General features: G+C 33.4%; 17 protein-coding genes. 11 read left to right on the top strand and 6 right to left on the bottom strand.

Features of this window, described 5'->3' with window-relative positions; all coding sequences use genetic code 11:
- Window positions 1-132 precede the first annotated feature (132 nt).
- Genes BUA99_RS06100 through BUA99_RS06085 form a run of 4 tightly spaced genes read right to left on the bottom strand, consistent with a single transcriptional unit; the run spans window position 133 to window position 6,900 of the window.
- Window positions 133-3,606 (bottom strand): PorP/SprF family type IX secretion system membrane protein, encoded by a 3,474-nt coding sequence (locus tag BUA99_RS06100; RefSeq protein WP_072989571.1) that lies wholly within the window; start codon window positions 3,604-3,606, stop codon window positions 133-135.
- Between the two features lies 1 nt (window position 3,607).
- Window positions 3,608-5,059, bottom strand: a complete 1,452-nt coding sequence (locus tag BUA99_RS06095) for a T9SS type B sorting domain-containing protein (RefSeq protein WP_072989568.1) — start codon at window positions 5,057-5,059, stop codon at window positions 3,608-3,610.
- Window positions 5,060-5,113: 54 nt separating this feature from the next.
- On the bottom strand, window positions 5,114-6,400 hold the full coding sequence (locus BUA99_RS06090) for a hypothetical protein (protein WP_072989566.1): 1,287 nt from the start codon (window positions 6,398-6,400) through the stop codon (window positions 5,114-5,116).
- A 59-nt stretch (window positions 6,401-6,459) separates the two neighbouring features.
- Window positions 6,460-6,900 (bottom strand): hypothetical protein, encoded by a 441-nt coding sequence (locus BUA99_RS06085; RefSeq protein WP_072989563.1) that lies wholly within the window; start codon window positions 6,898-6,900, stop codon window positions 6,460-6,462.
- A gap of 529 nt (window positions 6,901-7,429) precedes the next feature.
- Between BUA99_RS06085 and BUA99_RS06080 the strand changes: the two genes are divergently transcribed.
- The 7 genes from BUA99_RS06080 (at window position 7,430) to BUA99_RS06050 (ending at window position 13,480) form a co-directional block, all read left to right on the top strand.
- Window positions 7,430-8,578 (top strand): DNA polymerase III subunit, encoded by a 1,149-nt coding sequence (locus BUA99_RS06080; RefSeq protein ID WP_072989560.1) that lies wholly within the window; start codon window positions 7,430-7,432, stop codon window positions 8,576-8,578.
- Between the two features lie 4 nt (window positions 8,579-8,582).
- Window positions 8,583-8,972, top strand: coding sequence for a DoxX family membrane protein (locus BUA99_RS06075; RefSeq protein WP_072989557.1), 390 nt, complete (start codon window positions 8,583-8,585; stop codon window positions 8,970-8,972).
- 26 nt (window positions 8,973-8,998) lie between these two features.
- The gene (locus BUA99_RS06070) at window positions 8,999-9,508 is read left to right on the top strand and encodes an acyl-CoA thioesterase (RefSeq protein WP_072989761.1); all 510 of its coding nucleotides are present in this window, start codon (window positions 8,999-9,001) and stop codon (window positions 9,506-9,508) included.
- Between the two features lie 191 nt (window positions 9,509-9,699).
- Window positions 9,700-10,707, top strand: a complete 1,008-nt coding sequence (recA, locus tag BUA99_RS06065; protein ID WP_143151721.1) for a recombinase RecA — start codon at window positions 9,700-9,702, stop codon at window positions 10,705-10,707.
- A gap of 381 nt (window positions 10,708-11,088) precedes the next feature.
- Window positions 11,089-11,502 (top strand): hypothetical protein, encoded by a 414-nt coding sequence (locus BUA99_RS06060; RefSeq protein ID WP_072989552.1) that lies wholly within the window; start codon window positions 11,089-11,091, stop codon window positions 11,500-11,502.
- An 11-nt stretch (window positions 11,503-11,513) separates the two neighbouring features.
- Complete coding sequence (locus tag BUA99_RS06055) at window positions 11,514-12,056, top strand: RNA polymerase sigma factor (protein WP_072989549.1); 543 nt, start codon at window positions 11,514-11,516, stop codon at window positions 12,054-12,056.
- Window positions 12,053-13,480: a porin family protein gene (locus BUA99_RS06050; RefSeq protein ID WP_072989547.1), complete on the top strand. Its 1,428-nt coding sequence runs from the start codon at window positions 12,053-12,055 to the stop codon at window positions 13,478-13,480. Before BUA99_RS06055 ends, BUA99_RS06050 begins: the two co-directional genes overlap by 4 nt.
- Here the strand turns inward: BUA99_RS06050 and BUA99_RS06045 are convergent.
- Entirely contained in the window at window positions 13,464-14,225 is a 762-nt protein-coding gene (locus BUA99_RS06045; RefSeq protein ID WP_072989545.1) for a lysophospholipid acyltransferase family protein, read from the bottom strand. The genes BUA99_RS06050 and BUA99_RS06045 overlap by 17 nt on opposite strands.
- Before the next feature lie 110 nt (window positions 14,226-14,335).
- Here BUA99_RS06045 and trpS point away from each other — a divergent pair, with 110 nt between their 5' ends.
- The 3 genes from trpS (at window position 14,336) to BUA99_RS06030 (ending at window position 16,637) form a co-directional block, all read left to right on the top strand.
- Window positions 14,336-15,310 carry a tryptophan--tRNA ligase gene (trpS, locus tag BUA99_RS06040; RefSeq protein WP_072989543.1) on the top strand — a complete coding sequence of 325 codons (975 nt, stop codon included), beginning with the start codon at window positions 14,336-14,338 and terminating at the stop codon, window positions 15,308-15,310.
- 243 nt (window positions 15,311-15,553) lie between these two features.
- Entirely contained in the window at window positions 15,554-15,922 is a 369-nt protein-coding gene (locus BUA99_RS06035) for a hypothetical protein (protein WP_143151718.1), read from the top strand.
- Complete coding sequence (locus tag BUA99_RS06030; protein WP_072989539.1) at window positions 15,903-16,637, top strand: hypothetical protein; 735 nt, start codon at window positions 15,903-15,905, stop codon at window positions 16,635-16,637. Before BUA99_RS06035 ends, BUA99_RS06030 begins: the two co-directional genes overlap by 20 nt.
- Window positions 16,638-17,490: 853 nt before the next feature.
- Here the strand turns inward: BUA99_RS06030 and dprA are convergent.
- A complete protein-coding gene (dprA, locus tag BUA99_RS06025; RefSeq protein ID WP_072989759.1) occupies window positions 17,491-18,591 on the bottom strand; it encodes a DNA-processing protein DprA in 1,101 nt (366 codons plus the stop codon).
- Window positions 18,592-18,693: 102 nt separating this feature from the next.
- Here dprA and BUA99_RS06020 point away from each other — a divergent pair, with 102 nt between their 5' ends.
- Window positions 18,694-19,641, top strand: coding sequence for an HU domain-containing protein (locus tag BUA99_RS06020; protein ID WP_072989537.1), 948 nt, complete (start codon window positions 18,694-18,696; stop codon window positions 19,639-19,641).
- The last annotated feature ends 564 nt before the right edge of the window (window positions 19,642-20,205 follow it).

The following is a 20,205-nucleotide window of genomic DNA, read 5'->3' as shown; positions in this document are numbered from 1 at the left end:
ACTTTCGTTTATTTGGGTATATAAACAAAAGTGATTTACGAATTTTTGATTATCTATGGGAAAATAAATTACCTATTTTTTTCTAATAGTAGCATCCATAGCAATTTGATCCCAATCAAATTGCTATGGATGCTAATTTTCCACGCGCACAATTACCATTTTTCCATTGTATGGCTTATTTCCTTTTGATTCTAACACTCTTGTTGCTTCTTGTATATTGTCAAATCGATTAGTGTATATAAAATAATTAGTTGATTTAACATCGTAGAAGAAATCAATATTTGATTCACCGGCCGCTACCGTTTTAGTGACAAAAGTGTCTCTTTTTTGTACATCTGCGTGTACGGCAAGAACTACATAATAGCCCGTTTCTACATTCTTGACGTTTTTGATAATTTGCAAATTGGATTGTTCCGAACCATAATCAAAATCATTAGGGTTTGGTTTAACAGAACTTACTGCTGTAGTTGCTTTTATCCTTTTTAATGTCTCCTGATCAGTTGCATATTTACTGTCCTCGTTCACAAAGTTTGCACGTTTAATTCTACGTTTCTTCTCTATTTCAGTTTCTACACTAATTTTCTCTAACGATTTGATTAAATTACTATTTGAGAGTTCTGCTTTAGCTTGTTCTGCTTTTAATAAATCTATAGTTTTTAAATAACTTAATGTGAGTGCATCATTTTTATTAGACACTTTTTTTATACGTTCGTCATACAAATTCTTAAAATTATTTAACAACTGATTTTGTTTTGTGTTAACAGATGCAATCTCTAATTTTAGTGATTCGAGAGCAGCATTTTCGGCAGATACACTTTTAAATTCCTTAGGAGCGCTGGTTATTCCTTGATCGCTTAAATCGTTTTCTGTTTTTAACTGTTGTAATTCATTTTCTTTTTGTTTTACTTTTTCATTCAGTTGCGCTAATAATTGTATTTGCGTTTTATTAGAGTTATCAATTGTTTCTGCAATATTGTCCATTGATTTAGCATTGGCATCTTTAGGTTGTGAATCTGCCGCCAATCTTTTAGTTTCTGCCTCTGCTTTAGCTCTTGCTTCAGCATCTAATTTTGCTTGTGCATCCGCTTTCGATTGTAAATCAGTTGCTATTCTTGTAGCTTCTGCCTCTGCTTTAGCTCTTGCTTCTGCCTCTAATTTTGCTTGTGCATCCGCTTTCGCTTTTAAGTCAGCTATTGATTTTGCCTTAGCATCTGCATCTAATTTCGCTTGTGCGTCAGCTTTTGCTTTGGCATCGGCTGCTATTTTTGCAGCATCGGCGATTGATTTTGCTTTAGCATCAGCATCCGCTTTTGCCTGCGCATCCGCTTTTGCTTTAGCATCAGAAGCTGATTTGGCAGCATCGGCTATTGATTTAGCTTTGGCAGCTGCAATTAATTGTTCTTGAGCTTCTGCTTTCGCTTTCGCCGCTGCAATTAACCTAGCTGATTCAGCCGCTTCTCTTGCTTTCGCATCTGCTTCGAGTTTTGCCTGGGCTTCGGCTTTTGCTTTTGCGTCTGCAATTAACCTTGCGGATTCAGCTATTGATTTTGCTTTAGCATCAGCTTCAAGTTTTGCTTGTGCCTCGGCTTTTGTTTTAGCATCAGCTGCTACTCGCACTTCTTCTAATGCAGCTCTAGTTTTAGCATCGGCATCGCTTTTTGCCTGAGCATCCGCTTTTGCTTTCTCATCTGCAGCTAGTTTTTCAGCATCAGCAATTGCTTTTGATTTTGCATCAGCCTCTAATTTAGCTTTAGCGTCGGCTCTTGCTTTCTCGTCTGCGGCTAGTTTTTCAGCATCAGCAGTTGCTTTTGATTTTGCATCAGCCTCTAATTTAGCTTTGGCATCGGCTCTTGCTTTCTCATCAGCTGCCAGTTTTGAAGCTGCGGCAATGGATCTTGCTTTCTCGTCTGCAGCTAGTTTTTCAGCATCAGCAATTGCTTTTGATTTTGCATCAGCCTCTAATTTAGCTTTAGCGTCGGCTTTTGCTTTCTCATCAGCTGCCTGTTTTGAAGCTGCGGCAATGGATCTTGCTTTCTCGTCTGCAGCTAGTTTTTCAGCATCAGCAATTGCTTTTGATCTTGCATCAGCCTCTAATTTAGCTTTAGCATCGGCTTTTAATTTATTTTCTAAAGCTAATTTTGCTTGTGCATCGGCCTTCGCCTTAGCATCTGCCGCTAATTTTTTAGCATCTGCAATTGCTTTATTTTGGGCATCAGTAACGCTTTTAGCTAAAGCATCCGCTTTTAATTTATTTTCTAAAACTAGTTTTGCTTTTGCGTCAGCATCCGCTTTATTTTTCGCAGCTGTTGCATCTTTGCTTTGATTAGGGATTTCCTTGATACTTTTAGATTTAGCATCTGCAGCGGCTTTTGCTTTAGCAGCAGCATCAGCAAGTGCTTTTTCACGTCGCATTCTATTTTCATCTAGTTTTGCTTTTGCTGTAGCGGCATTATCTAATTTAATTTTTTCATTAGCCTCAGCAGTAGCTTTAGTTTTTGCAGCAGCATCGGCTAGTAATTTTTCACTTTTTAATCTATTTTCTTGTAGTAATAATTTAGCATTAGCACGTTTCAGTTCATTTGCTTTTTGGATATCATCATCAATTTTTACAGTAGCTTTATCTAATGTTTTTACAGGAGCAACTCTTCTTGTCTCAGAAGGTGAAATTATAGCGCCTTCCTCTTCATCATCATCGCTATACTTCCCTTTAAATTTATAAGCTAAAACAATTTCATGAGATGGACCAAACTGCGTAAATTTACCTAAAGCTTTTTCGTAATTGTATTCTATTGCTAATCGCGATGTTAAATTTAATCCTACACCAGCAGAAACACCATTAAAACTATTATAGCCTGCCTGAGCCCAAACTCCTCTCGGGATAGCAAACATCATTAATCCTGAAATAACAGTTTTATCTTTCTTACTTTCAGCCCTTACTAAACCTGAAAACTTGCTTTTATCAAAAAAACCATTAGTATCAACAAAACCAGTGTACATAATATGGGCTTGAATACTTCTCTCTGGATCATTTTGTACCATTTGGGAAGTTTGCAAATTGTATAAAACTGCATTCTTAAATGCTAAACCAAAATCGAAAAATGTATTACCATAATTTATCCCGGGACTTAATGTCACCAGAGAATTAGAAGGAATTAGTTCTAAGGATGGATCAGCAGAATTTGTAACAACCTTACCAATATTAATTCCGCTTTTATAGAAACCTAAATTAACGCCAAAAGTCAAGTTACTATCTTGACTTAAATAAACATTTTGGGCGAAATTTGCGATTCCGCCAAAGGTGGTGAGCACGCCGTAATTCTGCTGGAACAATCCTAGTGAAATACCTTGACTTTCCCTAAATCGACCTGAGTAACTTACTAAATAAGTTTGAGGAGCATCATCAAATTGGACCCACTCTCGCTTGTTGAATACAGTAACATAGGAATTTTGCTCCCTTGCAAAACTAAAAGCAGGATTTATTATAAACTTATTAAACTTTAGAGAATTTCTAACCGGAATATTGTAAGAAGCCACGCCACCTTCCTGAGAATGTAGCGACTGCAGTAAACACAGAAAAAACAAAATACTTAAATACCTATTTTTCATTTTACTTAACTACAGTTATTGAGCCTTTTTTGATTTTATTATCCTGAGTAGTGATAACATAATAATAAATGGGATTTATGGAACTAAAATCAATTTCGTTTTCTGGCCAGTTGTTTTGATAATTAGTAGTTTGTAAAGCTACCTCACCCCTAGAATTCAGTATTGTTATTTGTGTGTTTGTTCCATTTCCATATTGCTGAGGCAAGATCCAAGTATCATTTACACCATCATTATTTGGACTAATAAGATTTGGTATCAAAGTAACGTTAGGATCAGATGAAAACTTGATTTCAAAATCTAATTTTTTTGTCGAAGCACAAGCTGTAGATTGTGTAATAATTACAGAATATAATCCTTTATCAGTTACAATTAAAGTATTTGAAACAGCGCTTGCAATTATGTTATTATTTAAGTACCAATTAAATGTGGGACTGACCGCATCAGTAGTTACTAAAATAGATTTGCTTTCACCCTCATTAATTGTAGTACTACTGTCTACATTTAACGAACTATTGAAACGAACAGTGTCTATTTGAATAACCGCTGTTGAGCTGCAGCCTCCATAATCTACTTTTACTGAATATTGACCTTCGTCAGTTGCTTGATATTGTTGGCTCGTTGCTCCTACAATTAAGGTACTGTTTTTAAACCATTGATAGGAATTAGCTGCCTGTGTGCTTAATGTAGTAGGTCCATCAGCAGCACAAAATAAATTCCCTTTACTTGAAGTTATGGTAGCCGAAAGTCCAGATGATTCACCTACAGTAACTCTATTGGAGTATGAATCAGATGTACAAGTACCGTAATTAGTTTCTACGTAATAACGTCCAGGAGAAGTAACCGTTAAAGTAGGCGTATTAGCAATAGGACTTAAACTTGGTTCTTTAAACCATTTATAGGTTAGTGAAGGATATTTTAACGGAGAATCATTTGTTCCTGTTCCTGGATTATCTATTGTAAGTAGATATGAACCTCCTGTACAATAAGTAGCGGTTGCTTTAAAATTATTGATTGAAAACTGGGAATCTTGAATTTTATAATAAGCAGCAAATGAATTTGAAACGGGACTTACTGCTGCGGGAGCAGTTGTTTTTACTCTAAGTTTATAGTTTTCACCACCAGTTGTAGTGGGAACTGAAAAGATAAGTGTTCTAGATGTTGGAGTCGACACTGCTGTTTTCTCAGTAAAATTAAGTACAATTGGCGTCACAAAATTTCCCGATGGATCGGACATTTCGATAACGAACTTATTGGAAGAATCCAATGAGCCTGCCGGACTAAATGAAAAATTAATTTCAAAGGTGTTGAAATCTGGATTAGCACACAACTGAGTAAAACCGAGAGCGGGTTTATTGATAGCGACTTGAGCACGCACAAAAGTGATTGCAGGTAAAACTAGCAATATACAAAACAATATGCCTCTATTAAAAATTGTGATTGGACTAAATTTCATTGATTATTTGATGTATTTTACAAACAATTCCATTAAATTTTTGGTTACAAAATTTTATTTAGCCGCTGTAATTTTAGATAATTGTAATCTAAAGTCTGGTCTTCTATCATTTGAAAAGTCTATAAAAGTCTCAGAGTTGTTACCTTTAGAATAAACGTTGTAAAATGCACTTTGACCATACCAACTTTCTAAGTCTTCATTATTAATATTGTCTTCAGTAAATAAATTACCCTTACAATTATTGAAGTACATTGCTTCAAACTTTAGTTTTTTTAAGTTTTCATCGTTAACTTCAATTTTATTGTCAAAAATAACTGCAGGGTTGAATCCTGAAACAACAGTTCTCTTACATTGCAAGGAAGAATTTTCGGCTACATAAATTGCTTCTTTGATTAAACCAGATTCAATGTCAGCATTTATATTTTCACTGCTGTTCACTAGTGTTAAATTTGTTGCAATAACTAAGGTTTGCTTTTTTGTAAAATCAACTTCCTCTTTTTTTGTGTAAGATGCAACATCTAAGCATCTTGACCCAAATTTACTTGATAAAAAAGGTGATCTCACTGCAAGCGAATTATTGATATTACATTGCGCTCCATAATTAAATTTGAAATCGCTGTTACTTGATTTAAAAGAAACCAATTGATTAAGATTAACTTCCCCACCATGAACTTCAAAAGAATCACCGCCAGAAAAACTAATCATAATATTTTCTAAGATCGTTTTATTACCAACTCCTCCTAACAAAAGAGAATTAAATTTTTCAGCACTATTTGTCGTTTTTGCACCCGCAAATTCAATTCTAACGAACCGTAGAATTCCACCATTGTGACTTGGATTAGTCCCACCAAATGAGGTAAAAGCAGGATTTAAATCATAGCTCAATGAAGAAACTCCACCATATTTATTTATTGGAGCATCACCTAACATAATTATACCTCCCCAATCTCCCGCTTTTCTTAAACCTCTATTAGATGTAAAAACGATAGGATCAGTCTCAAGACCATCAGCTATAAGTGAAGCACCTTTCGTGATAATAAGTGTGCCTTTTGAATCAAAATCACCAATTATTACAGTTCCTGGCTCAATAGTTAGAACAGCATTATTGGTTACATAGACATTTCCTTGAAGTTGATAAATATTTCTCTTAGACAATTTAGTATTAGCAGATATATTCCCCGCTAAAATTTGATTAGCTTCAGCATATTCTACTTTATTGGCTTTAAATTCTGTCCAATTATTTAACCAATTGTTTAAACCTGTTATTCCCTTTTCTTGCTGAGCAACGGCACTATAACTTACTAAAAGAGATAATGCTATAATTTGGGTGAAAATTTTCATAAATTATGGGGTTAAGTTAAAAACTGTTTGGGAACAAAAAAGCAATACAATATAAATGATTACAGCGAAGAAAATTCATGTAATGCTCTCATTGTATTTTCATAAAATAAAATAGCAGATATTAAATTATCTTTATCAGAGTAAGGAACCATTTTTCTTTGAAAGTTTACTGTAGTATCTAAAAAACTAGCAGTTGCATCTGCTTGATCTTCCATTGTTTTTTTGTTTTCTGAGTTGTAAGGAATTCCTAAATCAGCTATTGTAATTCCTGGTTTAGTTGCTAGTGCAATGTAGGGAAGCGTTTTAACCAAAACCTGTATTCTTTCAACATACAAATCTAGAAGTTCTCCTTTTTGCATTCGCTTCAATTCCTCCAATTCATGGTATTTTTTAATTGCAGCGCCAGAGCTTATAATAGACCTTGGGGTATTTTTGTTTTGTGAAAAAGCAAAGCTAGCGGTAAGCATAAATAAAGTTAAAAAGATAATTTTAGTTTTCATATTTTTAGATGTAGTAAGTTGGTATCATGCAAACAAAAGTAATTATTTAATATTAATTTACAAATTTTATCAACAATTGTTAATAAATAAAAGTATTACAATTTAAATGAAATGATACTAAACACCGATTAATTATACGCTACAACGACTTTTTAACTTTTTTTTATAAAAAAAAATATATAAGATTATTAGACTTAAAATATTGATTTATAAACAATTATACATAATAAATAGAACAATATTTAAAAATTATATTCTGTATTTATAATTGTAATAAAAATTAATTAGCACAAAAAAAAGCGTAAAAGTCTTATTAAAAATCAAGATTTATAAAAATAAAAATGTTTTATAATTTATTGAATTGTAAAATATTACTTAGAAAACGACGCAAAATATTTAAATTGACAATATAATCTACTTACGAAATTTTATTAAAGTTGGTTTTTTAATTCTAAAAAATAAATAAAATAAACCAAATGAACGATTTTAAAAAACTACGGACTAAACCATTTTCTACTATCTTTGCGGCATGTTATTTTCAGAAATATTAGGGCAAGAACACATAAAAAGTCATTTGACAAAAAGTGCTGATGTAGGCAGAATTCCGCATGCTCAATTATTTATTGGTCCAGAAGGAAGTGGTACCTTAGCAATGGCTATTGCTTACGCCCAATATTTAATTTGTAGCAATCAAAATGCTGAAAATAAAGGATCAAATCACGCCTGCAATCTAAAATTTCAAAAAACTTCTCATCCTGATTTGCATTTTATTTATCCAACTGTCAGTACCGAAGATGTGAAAACAAAACCAAAAAGTATTGATTTTATAACGGAATGGCGCGAATTTTTAGACCATAATCCTTATGGCAGTTTGTTTGATTGGTATCAAATTTTGGGTGTAAAAAATAAACAAGGCGAAATAAGAGTTGATGATGCTCAAGAAATATTAAAACTACTTGCTCTAAAATCCTTTGAAGGAGGTTATAAAGTAATGATTATTTGGATGGCTGATAAGTTGAACATTGCAGCCTCTAATAAGCTTTTAAAAATATTAGAAGAGCCCACTGATAAAACTGTTTTTATTTTATTGTCTGATAACGAAGAGGATATCATACAAACGATTCGTTCGCGTTGCCAAGTTCTACACTTTAACGGTTTACCCGAAAAAACTATAGCAGATGCCCTGATTTCTAATTTAAACACCGATTCTAAAACTGCAGCAAAAATTGCACATCAATCACAAGGAAACTATAATAAAGCGTTACAATTATTACTTCCTGATAGTGAAACTACTTTTTTTGAAAAATGGTTTGTAGATTGGGTTCGTGCCGCTTTTAGGGCTAAAGGTAATGCGGCCGCAATTCAAGATTTAATTCAGTGGAGTGACCATATTGCTGGTTTAGGAAGAGAAACTCAAAAAAAGTTTTTAACCTTTTGTATTGATATGTTTCGCCAAGCTTTGTTACTGAATTATCAAATACCATCTCTAGTTTACATGGAACCGCAAGTCGAGAAATTTAAATTAGAAAATTTTGCACCATTTGTCAACGGAAATAATATTAATGCCATTTTTAAAGAACTCTCTGATGCAATGTACCATATTGAACGCAACGGAAATGCTAAAATTATACTAACTGATTTATCAATAAAACTAACCCGTTTAATTCACAAAAAATAAACTTATGTCAAACATTACTTCAATTTTATTATTAATTTTTCTAGCCATTACTTTCCTTCAATCTGGTTATGACAAACTATTTTACTGGAAAGACAATTTGAGCTGGTTGAAAGGTCATTTTGCAAAAACTCCACTAAAAAATCAAGTGCCATTAGCGCTAGCAAACATCCTTGTTTTAGAACTAATTTCGGGAATTCTTTGCGTTGTAGGCTGTATAGAGTTATTAGTTAGCCGAGGAAAAGTTTTTGGTTTCTATGGAGCTGTTTTTTCCTGTGTAACCTTATTAATGTTGCTGTTTGGTCAGCGATTAGCTAAGGATTATGATGGAGCAAAAACAATTGTTATCTATTTTATGCCAGCAATAATGGCCGTTTATTTATTAAATTGGAAATAAAAATTAATTATTATAAAAAATTAAAAATGACACCAAAACACCCTTCAGAATCCTTAACGATATTGACAGATTTAGTTTTACCAAGTGAAACAAATCCTTTAAATAATCTTTTTGGTGGCGAATTATTAGCCAGAATGGATCGAGCGGCAAGCATCTCAGCAAGAAGACATTCTCGTAGAATTGTAGTTACAGCATCTGTAAATCACGTCGCCTTTAATAGAGCAATTCCATTAGGAAGTGTTGTTACGGTCGAAGCCAAAGTTTCGCGCGCATTCAAAAGTTCGATGGAAATTTTCATCGACATTTGGGTAGAAGATAGAGAATCAGGTAATAAAACAAAGGCTAATGAAGCCATTTATACCTTTGTTGCTGTTGATGATACTGGACGACCTGTTGAAGTACCGCAGTTAATTCCTGAAACAGAATTAGAAAAACAACGATATGAAGCAGCATTAAGACGCAAACAACTTAGTTTAGTCATTGCCGGAAAAATGAATCCACATGATGCTACTGAATTGAAAGCATTGTTTATTTAAAAATTCTCGATTTATCACTATTCGAATAATTAAAAATATTCTAGAAAGAGATTTTTTTGATTAAAAAAAGAAGTATTTTTACGAAAATAAATTTAACATACACATTTAGAAATTTAAGGATAAATAACAACCTGTCAGTTTCTTACAGTTATAAAATAATACACTTGATGAAAGAAAAGGTAAAAGAACAGATGAGTTCAGAGAAAGAATCTAAATTAAAAGCGTTACAATTAACGCTTGATAAATTAGACAAAACCTACGGTAAAGGTACGGTAATGAAAATGGGCGATAAAGCTATTGTTGAAGTAGAAACTATTTCGTCAGGATCGTTAGGAATCGATTTAGCTTTAGGAGTAAATGGGTATCCTAGAGGTAGAATTATTGAAATATATGGACCGGAATCTTCTGGTAAAACTACTTTGACACTTCACGCAATTGCAGAAGCTCAAAAAGCAGGAGGTATTGCCGCTTTTATTGATGCAGAGCACGCATTTGATAGAAATTATGCTGAAAAATTAGGCGTAGACATTGAGAACCTCATCATCTCTCAACCAGACAATGGAGAACAAGCACTAGAAATTGCTGAAAACTTAATTCGTTCAGGCGCAATTGATATTGTTGTAATTGACTCAGTTGCTGCGTTGACTCCTAAAAGTGAGATTGAAGGCGAAATGGGAGATTCTAAAATGGGACTTCACGCTCGTTTAATGTCACAAGCACTTCGAAAATTAACTGGAACTATTAGTAAAACGAATTGTACCGTTTTCTTTATTAACCAGTTAAGAGAGAAAATAGGTGTAATGTTTGGTAACCCTGAAACAACAACCGGTGGAAATGCTTTAAAATTTTATGCTTCTGTGCGTTTAGATATCCGTCGTTCCACTCAAATTAAAGATGGTGATAATGTACTAGGAAACAGAACTAAAGTAAAAGTGGTGAAAAACAAAGTTGCGCCACCATTTAAAATTGCTGAATTTGACATCATGTACGGTGAAGGAATCTCTAAAACAGGAGAAATTCTAGATCTTGCGGTAGAATTTGAAATTATTAAAAAAGCAGGTTCTTGGTTTAGTTACGGTGAAACCAAATTAGGACAAGGTCGTGATGCCGTGAAATCTTTAATAAAAGACAATCCAGAATTAGCTGACGAATTAGAAGTGAAAATAAAAGCTAAAATAAAAGAACTCGCTGATGCATAACTAGTTGATACAATGAAAAATTTAAATGCCCGAAAACTTTTCGGGCATTTTTTTTGATTATTTATGAAGACCAATCAATAAAACTAATTGTGTTTTAAATTTACTGTTGTGTTTTGTGTCAAATCGAGCGTAATCGAGATTATGCAGGACTTGCACAAAGGGTTTCGACTCCGCTCAACCAGACAAAAATCAACAGTCTTTTACGGGATATTCAAAAATGAAGTGGTATATTATTTAAATTGATGTTGTTGTTGTAATTTATATTGACAAACGTATCTCGCATACTTTGATCTAAAAAATTTATAATTTAAGCAACCTTTTTGATAATTTCTTCTCTTGATAAAGTGATCGCGAAATAATTAACTTTTAAATGAAAATGAAATGAAAAAATTTGCAGTACTTTTAATTTTTGTTGCTACGCTATTTAGTTGTAGTAATGATAATAATGAGAGAGAGAATTACACATACAATGTGTTAGCAGTAGAAAGCTACACGCTACCTGACAACTTTAAATTAGGTGAAACGTACAACATTAAATTAAAATACCAGAGACCAACTTCGTGTCATCTCTATCAAGGAATTTATTATGATAAAGATTTAAATACAAGAACAATTGCAATACAAACTGCCGTAAATACAAATCAAGTTTGCACCACTGAGGTTCCACCACTATCTGAAGTTTCATTTAACTTCTTAGTTACTTCGAATGGATCTTACATTTTTAAGTTTTATAAAGGTAAAGATGCTGCTGACAAAGATTTATTTGAAAACGTTGAAATACAAGTTGTTCCTTAATAAAAAATCGTGTGGCATTAGAACAAATAATTGCTGACTGTAAAAAGAACCACCCCAAAGCTCAAGAACAATTGTATCAATTGTTTGCTAAAAAGTTTTTTGGGGTTTGCCTTAAATATTCTCGTAATTATGATGATGCACAAGATAATTTACAAGATGGTTTCATCATCATTTTCAAAAAAATTGAGCAATACAGCGGAAAAGGTTCCTTTGAGGGTTGGGCTAAAAGAATTCTAATTAATAATGCACTTTTACGTCTAAAAGATATACGTTTTCTTGAAATAATAGAGGATCACATCGCTGACGTAGCTGTTGAAATAGATGATGAAAAAATATCGCTAGAATACCTTCTCCAAATCATACAAGAACTACCAGACCAATACCGTATTGTTTTCAGCTTATACGTTCTTGATGGATATTCTCATAAAGAAATTAGCGAAATGCTTAAAATTTCAACTGGCACAACCAAATCAAATCTTTTTAGAGCACGATTAATCTTGAAGGAAAAAATTGAAAAATTAACAGAAATTAATTTCGAATCATCGGCAAAATGAAAAATAGTAAAAATATAGACCGATTGTTTCAAGAGCAATTTAAAGATTTTGAAGCAAAACCTAATGATCAAACTTGGTGCATTATCCAAGCAGGTTTAATGGAAAAAAAAGAACGCAAAATAATTCCGATTTGGTTAAAATATGCTGGTATTGCAGTAACACTTTTATTTGGTTTACTCGCATTGAACACAATGTATCAATCTAATAATGAGATTATAAATAAGATTGTTATCGATTCTAAAACTACTAATTCTAAAAAACAACTAATCGACAGTGTTTCTAAACAAAATAAAGAAATTGAAAAAAGTAATGATCTAAAAAATAAGTATAAAATTGTAAAAAACAACCTTCAAACAATCAAAGAAGATGAGAAACAAAATACAACACTTAGGAAAGCAGAAACCGTATTTTTTAAAAATTCTAATCAAAAAAGTGCTTCGCTTTATAACCGTAAAAATCATCAATCGATAAAACCAGAGAACGACCCAGCTACAAATAGTAAAAACGAACTCTTTATCAATGATAAGAATCCTGTTGAAAAGAACTTTGTTGTGCAAAATCGAATTATTTTAGAGAATAAAAAAAGTGTAGCTATTGAAAAAGGTATTTTGGCTCTTGCCAAAGTTAATCCTACTCCAGAAAACAATTCAAATGGCGAGCCGGAAAACGAACTGGAAGCTGTTTTAAAGAAGAAAACAACAAAAGAGGATATAGTTGTAACTGTTGTAAAAAATAAGTGGCAGGTTACGCCAACTGTCGCAGCACTCTTTACTAACTCAAATGCCGTAAATATTGATCCTCAATTTTCAGAAAATGCTAAAACCACTGACAACAAATTAAGTTATGGCATACGCGTAAATTATGCACTGAACAAAAAATTCACAATTCGCTCAGGAATCAATAAAATTGCTGTTGGATATAATACGAACAACGTTACTTACTCAGCAGGTTTAAATGCTATGTCATTAGCGAATGTAAAATTTAACAACGCTACGGTAGAAATTAGCAGCAACGCAGGCAAGAGTTCGCTAATGACATTCGAAAGGAATTTACAAAAAACTAATACGGGAACTATTAATCAAAGCATGAGTTATTACGAAATACCTCTTGAAATATCATATTCTCTTTTAGATAAAAAGGTAGGTATTCATGTAATAGGTGGTGTTAGTACTTTACTTTTAGACACTAATAAAATAGCGTTAATTTCATCAGAAACAAATCAACAAATAGGTCAAGCTAATAACTTGAATAGTACTCATTTTAGTAGCAATATTGGAATCGGTTTTAATTATAAGTTTGTAAAATCATTCCAATTCAATTTTGAACCAATGATAAAATATCAAATGAATACCTTCTCCAATAAAGCTAATTCAACTCCACCAATTCTTATTGGGTTATACTCGGGAATTAGCTATAGTTTTTAGACGATTTCTTTGCAAAAGCTACTAACTGTGTGTGTATTATATCACGTACTTCATCGCGTATATTTTTTCGATCAACTGCCGTTTTTCCTACTGTTGAGACATGATTATGCATTTTCACGCGCATTAAACCGGGACTTCCACTTAAAAAAGTATAAGAGAATCTCTTTTTGTTATCCGCAAATGTTATGGGTGCAATTGGAATTTCATGTTCAAGGGCTAATCTAAAAGCACCATCTTTAAAAGTATCTAGCAAAATAGCTTCATCATCGGGCACACCTCCTTCTGGAAAAATACAAATGCTTAACCCTTGATTAATTCTTTTTTGAGCACGGTCAAAAACTTCCATTCGACTTTTTGAAGAGCCTCTATCCACTAAAATACAAGTCCTCTTATAGAAAAAACCAAATATCGGAACTTTAGATAATTCTTTTTTACCCACAAATACAAATGGGTTTTTGGTTAAAACAAGCATCAGCATTATATCTGCCATCGATGTATGATTAGCAACTATCATGTAGCTTTTACCCAACTCCATTTCTTGGCTTTTATCAATTTTATATCGAAATCCCATTCCAAAAAGAATAATTTTTGCCCAAATTCTCGCCATTTTAAAAAAATACGGATAGCCACTTTCTTTTAGTATTGACAGCACTAAAAAAGGAAACATAATAAGTATGGGAAAAGTCATTAGTATGTAAAACCAAATGCGCCATAATGTCCAAAAAATAATTTTTAGTGCTCTCATAACGCCAAAAGTATGAAATCAGAATAATAAAAAAGACTGATTTTTAAAATTTGCTAATTTGCAGTAAAAAATAAAAAACTTCACGAACTTTGTGCATCATATAAAATACAATGGCAAAAATACTTACTGGCGTTCAAAGTACCGGAACTCCGCATTTAGGAAACTTACTTGGCGCAATCATTCCCGCGATAGCACTATCCAATAAACCAGAAAACGAATCCTTTCTTTTCATAGCTGATTTACACTCCATTACTCAAATAAAAAATGGGAAAACATTACGGGAAAACACCTATAGCACCGCTGCAGCTTGGCTTGCTTGTGGTCTGGATGTAAACAAAGTAGTTTTTTATAGACAATCTGATGTTCCCCAAACGGCAGAATTATCCTGGTATTTAAGTTGTTTTTTTCCTTTTCAGCGTTTGCGATTAGCTCATTCGTTCAAGGATAAAGCTGATCGATTGGATGATGTAAATGCAGGTTTATTTAGTTATCCAATGCTGATGGCTGCAGATATTTTACTTTACAATGCAGAGTTTGTTCCTGTAGGAAAAGACCAATTGCAGCACTTAGAAATTACACGTGACGTAGCTTCTCGTTTCAACCATCAAATGGGAGAAACCTTTGTAATTCCTGAAGCAATTGTACAACAAGATGGCTTACTAATTCCCGGAACCAATGGCGGAAAAATGAGTAAATCAGCTAATAATATTATCAATATATTTCTAGATGACAAAGCTTTGCGCAAGCAAGTAATGAGCATAGAAACAGATAGCACTCCACTTGAGGCTCCTAAAAATCCTGAATCTTGTAATGCTTTTGGAATTTATAAACTATTAGCCACCCAAGAACAAGTAGCGACAATGACAGCTAATTATCTTGGTGGAAATTACGGTTATGGTCACGCCAAACAAGCTTTGTATGAACTCATTTGCCATACCTTCAAAACTGAAAGAGAAAAATACAATCATTACATGAATAACTTTCAAGAAGTTGATACTTTACTAAAAATAGGTGCTGATAAAGCTACGGCTGTCGCCAATGGTGTACTGGGTAAAGTTCGAGAAAAGTTAGGATTTGAGGTATAAAACTTTCCTGATTATAAAAGTAAATGCGCAGATTTACGCTTGTAAAAATCTTTTCTTTTCTTTATAGTTGAATTGAATCGTGGTACTAAAAAGACATTCATGAAAGTAACACTGATGCATTAAATAAAGCCGCGTTGCAAACGCTGTGGTTTTCGTTGATTAAGTAAGTAGGTACTCGTTGCAAACGAGCACCAGAGGGGAAAAATGACAGTAAATGGAGTAGTCGATATCGTAGCACACAGTATGGGGTTTGCCTATAGCTTAGGAATGATAGAGGTTTTACAACAAGAAGGCATAACTATAGGCAATTATTACGTACTTGCCCCCGAAAATGCCTGCTCAGGTAGTGTCCTATCAGGATTAGAAGACAGAACATGGCAATATGGGAGTGACGAAAGAACGACTAAAGAAAATCCTATAGAAATACAAGATGGTGTTGCGCCTCAGTGCGCTATGAATGGTATTGATGATCTAAAGAGAATAAAAATCCCAATAAAACAAAGAACACCAGAACAATTAGGATTTACTGCAAGTCACTCGATAGTGAATTATGATTGGATATTTAGTACAATAACGAAAGAACAAAAAGGCTATGTTAAAACAAGGAATTAAAATTGTAGTACTGTGTATCATATTATTTTTGTCTTCTTGCAAGGATAAGGTTTTGAACAAAGAGGAACAAAAACAATTTGATCTAAAACGTATGCAAATTGCTAACAAAAAGAGAGCTTTATACTTTAACTTTTCAAAAACATTGGTAGGAGAAAAAGAATATTATGAGGTATATAATAATGCAAGAGATACGGTAGTAAATTGGACTACTAATAAATTAAAATATACAGGACAATTTGCAAATAGTTTAATACTTGATAGTTTAGTTTGCTTTAATGCTAAAAAAGACAGATGTTACATGGCTCTTGGATCAAGCTATGGCACCGATGCGGGAGATAATATACAAGATTTTTATGGCGTAAAAATAAAAGGAAAATGGTATTTTTTTCAAGGATCTACAACCTACCTTCCTCGCGACTATTATCAAGACGATATGCATATTCCTTTGAGTTTAGATTTAATGAAACAAATTGCTATCGAAGAAATTTTTAGTGGTTATTTAATTGAAATACCCTCTTCTACTAATTCTAGCAAGGTTCAATATAAAATTAATGACAGTAAATTTATAAGTATGGAACCACTTAATAATGATGGTACTTTTGGTAGTTGTTATAATTGTAAGACATTTGACGAATACGTAATTTATATGGTAAACAAAAACTGGAAAAATAAAATGGATAGTGGTGATGTTGCCCCAGCGCCATCAACCCACTAGCGCTCATTTGTAACGAGTGCCTACTTACCTTCTAAAAACAATTCGTAGCGTTTGCAACGCGGCTTACTAAAACAGGAGTGACTTTAATTAAGTATATTATCTGTTGAATTAAGTCATATAAAATTTGTAATGTTCAAAGCGTTGTAATACACGAGAGCAACTAATGTGGGACGCCTCCGGCGTGACAAATTTGTAGCTTGTGTTTGTTTTAAGTATCACGGTAGTTGCGCACGTATGCGAAAAACTTGTTTACTCCCACTGGCGCTCGTATGCAACGAGTGCCTTCCTATCTTCTAAAAACAATTCGTAACATTTGCAACGCGGCAAAACTAAAACAGGCGTCACTTTAATTAAGTATATTCCCTGTTGTACTGTATCATATAAATTTGTTATGTTCGACGCGTCGTAATACATGAGAGCAACTAATGTGGGACGCCTCCGGCGTGACAAATTTGTAGCTTGTGTTTGTTTTAAGTAGTACGCTAGTTGCGCATGTATGCGAAAAGCTTGTTTACGCCTCCGGCGTAACAGACTAAACAGATAGTATTTGCTGCTCAATTAAGTACTGAAGGTTTTATTTTTACAGTTTTAGTCAGGTTCGTTTGCAAATCAGCTCATTACAGAAAGTGTAACTGCAAGTTGATCCCTTTTTTACTGATGAAAACAAAACGTCTCCCCTAGCCGCGATGGCAGTGAAAATCCTCTTGTATCGGTCCCGACACTTCGGGACTGGTACAAGAGATTGCAACGAACAGCGGGACCTGTCGTGTACTGCGCAACAATCTGCTGCTCCTAAAGAGACCAACCGCCACTGATGTACCGCAGCACTTTTAATATGGTATGGTATCAATCCTTATATCGCCTCAAAAAGTTTTCCTGGCAAAGGCCTAATAACGCCTTTTAATTCCATATTGAGCAACATCCCTGAGATTTTATAAATGGGGAAATCACAACGTAAGGCAATTATATCCATCAGTTCTTTTCCAGTTACTAGGAGGTAATCATACACTTTTTGTTCGTCCTCATCAAGGGTAACAAAGAGTTGTTTTTGAACAGGTTTAGAGTCCTTTTGAATATCCCAGTTTAAAATATACACTAAATCCGCAGCACTACTGAGGACATTTGCTTTTTGGGTTTTTATGAGGTTGTTGCAACCTTGACTGTATTTGTCGGTTACTCGACCAGGAACCGCAAAAACATCACGATTATAATCATTTGCCATATTTGCTGTAATCAACGAGCCACCACGATCAGCTGATTCAATAACAATTGTTGCTTCGCTCATTCCCGCCACAATACGATTTCTTTTTACAAAATTCTCTTTATCAGGATTTGAAGAACTCCAAAACTCGGTCATAAAACCACCATTTTGCTCTACTTTAGCCACGTACTTTTTATGGGTTTTGGGGTATATTTGATTCAATCCATGCGCGACTACGCCAATTGTTTGGAGATTGTGTTCCATGGCTAATTGATGCGCAACAATATCAACACCATAAGCAAAACCACTCACGATTATGGGATCAAGCGGTGCGAGATCTTCGATTAGCTTGCGGCAAAACTCGGTTCCGTAGGACGTGATTTGGCGCGTTCCTACAATGCTGATGATTCTTCTGTTTTTTAGATTTATATTTCCTGAAGTAAATAATAAAAGTGGTCCATCGATACAATGTTTTAATCGTTCTGGATAATTCTCATCTTGAAAATGAGCTATATTGATGTTGTTCCCTTTTATGAATTCCAATTCTAGATTCGCCTTTTCAAAAACTGATTTATCTTTTAAATTTCTCAGCAGTACTGAACTTACTCCATCAATTGCAGCTAGTTGTGACGCCTTAGCTTTAAAAACAGCCTCTGCACTTCCTAAATGAGTCAATAGCTTTTTGGCCATAATGTCGCCCACACCATCAATTCTTTGCAAAGCCAATAAATAAAATAAATCCTGTTCGTTCATGCTAATAATTTGAGTGTGAAATGTATACATTTTTATGCGAATTGTTAATAAAAATTGTGAATAAAATTTTGATAACTATTTTGCTTGTCTAACTTTGTAAGTATGAAAATCGAATTATACATCGCGCAGCTTTTATACCGTTATCAATGTGTAACTGTTCCTGGTTTCGGAGCATTTTTGACTGAGATTCAGTCGGCTCGATTGAATGAAAGTTTAAATTCATTTTCTCCTCCTACAAAAAGGTTAGCTTTTAATTCTAATCTTAAAAACAATGATGGTTTGCTTGCCAATCACATCGCTTTAGCTGAAAAAACATCTTATGAATATGCATTAAGCGCTATTCAATTTGAAGTTTTTAATTGGAAAAAAGCATTAGATGAAAATGAGGTATTATCTTTTAAAAATATTGGAGAACTTTCCTTAAACGCAGATAAAAATATTGTCTTTACTCCCTACAATCATGTAAACTATTTAACGAGTTCTTTTGGATTAGCTCCCTTTGTATCACCACTTGTTAAAAGAGAAATTTTTGAAAAAGAGATTGCAGCAATTGAAGAAGAAGCAATCATCACAATGATTACTGAACCCGTAAAAACAGTAAATCCATATTTGAAGTATGCAGCGATTCTCATTTTAACAATAGGTATTACAGGAAGTGTTGGTTACACATTGTATCAAAACCAAATCGCATCAGAAACAACACTTGTAGAAACAGCGGTACAAAAACAAGTTCAAAATAAAATTCAACAAGCAACTTTTTTTATTGAAAGTCCTGTTCCTGCTGTAACACTATCTATAAAATCCGATACTGAAGTTAAGATGTCTTATCACATTATGGCTGGTGTTTATAGAGAAGAAAAAAATGCAAACAAAACACTGCGCAATTTAAACCGTTTAGGCTATAATGCAAAGCGTATTGCTCCAAATAAAAATGGCTATTATCCTGTTTTATACGGTAGTTATGCAACATTTGCAGAAGCTGAGATGGCGAGAAAAGAAATCAATATTAAGCACAATCCTGATGCTTGGATTTTGATTGAATCATTATAAAATTTAGATAAAATTATGGTTAAGATACTCCGCAAAAAACGCTTCGCTATTTGCGGATTTTTTGTACGATTTACTTTTTAGCTTTCACTTTATCTAAATAATAAAAGACCACGTCAATTCTTATGGTTTAATACAGTAAGGATTGTAAAGGGTTTATTCAATCGATTATGTGCCGACTGTGGTCCGATTTACTCAAAAGCAAACATTTGTACTGTGCGCCGAATAAAAAGCCTCTCAACTGCGTTTCTATAATTATCATCGTATGATTAATTGATCATCAGTTCGATCAATTACTAAAAAATTAGCTTTTTTTAAATTATATAGGTATCGCAGCATACATCAGAGATTGAAAATTTTAATTTTACTAACGGGTCTCTATATATTGCGCTTATAAATTACAACAAAAACATATAATACTTTATTTACCACGTAAGTAGACTAAAAAATTTGTAGCTAAAAATTAATAAATGGGTAAAAATGAGATTTGAAAAGATTGAAATATATAATTCTAAAAGTGACTCAAGAAACAAGTAATGTGCTTAAGTGAAATATAGCTCTTAACTA

The sequence above is a fragment of the Flavobacterium segetis genome (assembly GCF_900129575.1).
In the GTDB taxonomy this organism is placed as follows: Bacteria; Bacteroidota; Bacteroidia; order Flavobacteriales; family Flavobacteriaceae; genus Flavobacterium; species Flavobacterium segetis.
Note: the sequence above shows the minus strand (reverse complement) of the source record. Positions and strands in the feature narration are given on the sequence as shown.